The following is a 1961-nucleotide window of genomic DNA, read 5'->3' as shown; positions in this document are numbered from 1 at the left end:
GGACCCGCCATGTCGGCCGCCAGCGCGGGCAGCGCGATCACGCCCGTGCCCAGCACCGCGCCGACGTACATCGCGGTGCCCTGGCCGACGGTCAGCCGGCCGCCCTTCGCGGCCGTCATGCGACGGCGGCGCGGGCGAGCGCGATCGACGGTCCCAGCTCGTCGAGGTACGGCCGCTGCACGCAGAACGAGGTGAACCCGAACCGCCTGTGCGAGGCCACGACCTGCTCCGCGATCTCGGTCGCGGAGCCGATCAGCATGTACGGCGAGTCGAGCACGACCTCCGCCGGCAGCTCCCAGTCCGCGGCGATCTCCGCCGCCGCCGCCTCCCGGTCGTCGGTCACCTGGACGACCTGGACGAACGCGTTGAGCTCGACGTCGCGCCCCGCCGCCGCCTCCCGCACGAACCCCACGCGCTCCTCGGTCTCGTCCGAGCCGATGACGCGGAAGTTGCCCGTCGCCTTGCCCTTGATGTGCCTGATGCCGCCCACGCTGACGATGTCGGCGCGTTCGGCGGCCAGGCGCAGCATCCGGTCACCGGTGCCGCCGATCAGGATCGGCGGGTGCTCGACGTCGGGCTCGTCGTCGAGCAGCTTCCGCAGGTCGTCCAGCAGCGAGCCGACGTGGGCGACCCGGGCGTCCATCGGCGTCCACGGGATGCCGGCCAGGTCGAACTCCTGCTTGATGATCCCCGCGCCGATCCCGAGCTGCAGCCGCCCGCCGCTCATCCGCTGCAGCGTCTGGACCTCTCTGGCCAGCAGCGACGAGTTCCAGAAGGCGCCGTTGAGCGCGTAGGTGCCGACCCGGAGGTTCGGCGACACCTGGGCGGCGAGGTTCAGCACCGAGAACGGCGACGTCCGGTTGGGTCCGAGGTGGTCGACGGCCAGCACGGCGTCGAACCCGAACCCCTCGGCTGCCCGGCACGTCTCCACGAGCGCGTCGTGCGTGGCCGGCGTGGCCAGCGTGATCCCGAACGTTAAGTGGTTCACAGCATCCCCCGGGTGGTTCGTGTGGCGGCGAAAATACGCAAACAGTTCCGTGCGGGACGACGCAGGTCAACACCTCCCGGATGCCGGCGGGTATGAGTCGATAGCGATCCCCGATGCCGTCACGCGAACGGCCGTGCCCGGACGAGCGGTCGCTACCCGCCGGGCATGCTCTTGGCCGGCAGCTCGTCGTCGGGCACCGAGATCTCTTTGAGCTTCTGCGCGCCCTCCCGCGCGGACACCATCCGGGCCTGCGGGGACGGCCACTCGGACCCGGTGGCCTGCCCGAACGGGCCGCCGCCTCATCGCCCCCATCGCCTGCGTCCGTTCGCCGGTCGAAGAGTGCTCGTGTTCACTGGACCGGTGTGATCGCGGGCGTGCCCGCGCGCGGATCCCGCTGGATAGTGGAATGGGATGGTCCTACCGTGGGGTACAGGGTGTTCTGACCGAGCGTGACCGGTTTCGGTGGGTGGGCCGTCGGGGCGAGACGGCGCTGTGGGGACGTTCACGAGGGGGCCGGAATGGGGTATTCGGCAGATCGGTCGTGGTCTGGGGGGAGCAGGGACGTTCCGCTGTTCGAGGCCTTCCTGCCGTTGGGGCGGAGCGCGGTCGTGCCCGTCGAGCACGTCGACGCGGCCACGGGGCAGCGGTGCGCGGCCGATCGCGCGTTGCGGCTGCTGGTGGTCGGGCGGGACTGGGTCGGCGCGATGCGTTGCGCCGAAGAGGCGTTGGAGGACGAGGCCTGTCGGAGCCGCGAGGTCTGCGTCGCGCGGGCGCTGTCGACGTTGATCTACGGCGGCGAACTGGTCACCGCCGACGCGCACAGCCTGCTCAACGCCGACCGGCCGGAGGTCTCCGGGGTGGTGGCGCTGCTCCAGGCCCGCATCGCACGGCTGTTCGGCGACGTGGACCGCACGCACGCGCTGCTGGGGCCGCTGATGTCGGCCGGCACGCCGCTCGAGACCCGCCTGGTCGC

2 protein-coding genes are annotated in these 1961 nt (G+C 71.8%); one reads left to right on the top strand and one right to left on the bottom strand.

Going from position 1 to position 1961, the window contains the following annotated elements; genetic code table 11:
• Positions 1-115 precede the first annotated feature (115 nt).
• Positions 116-988, bottom strand: a complete 873-nt coding sequence (locus AB0G02_RS37370) for a TIGR03621 family F420-dependent LLM class oxidoreductase (RefSeq protein ID WP_360804386.1) — start codon at positions 986-988, stop codon at positions 116-118.
• A 608-nt stretch (positions 989-1596) separates the two neighbouring features.
• Here AB0G02_RS37370 and AB0G02_RS37365 point away from each other — a divergent pair.
• A partial coding sequence (locus AB0G02_RS37365; RefSeq protein ID WP_360804383.1) for a hypothetical protein occupies positions 1597-1961 on the top strand: 365 nt, incomplete at its 3' end.

The sequence above is a fragment of the Actinosynnema sp. NPDC023658 genome, from assembly GCF_040639995.1.
In the GTDB taxonomy this organism is placed as follows: domain Bacteria; phylum Actinomycetota; class Actinomycetes; order Mycobacteriales; family Pseudonocardiaceae; genus Actinosynnema.
This window is presented reverse-complemented; position numbering and strand designations above follow the sequence as displayed.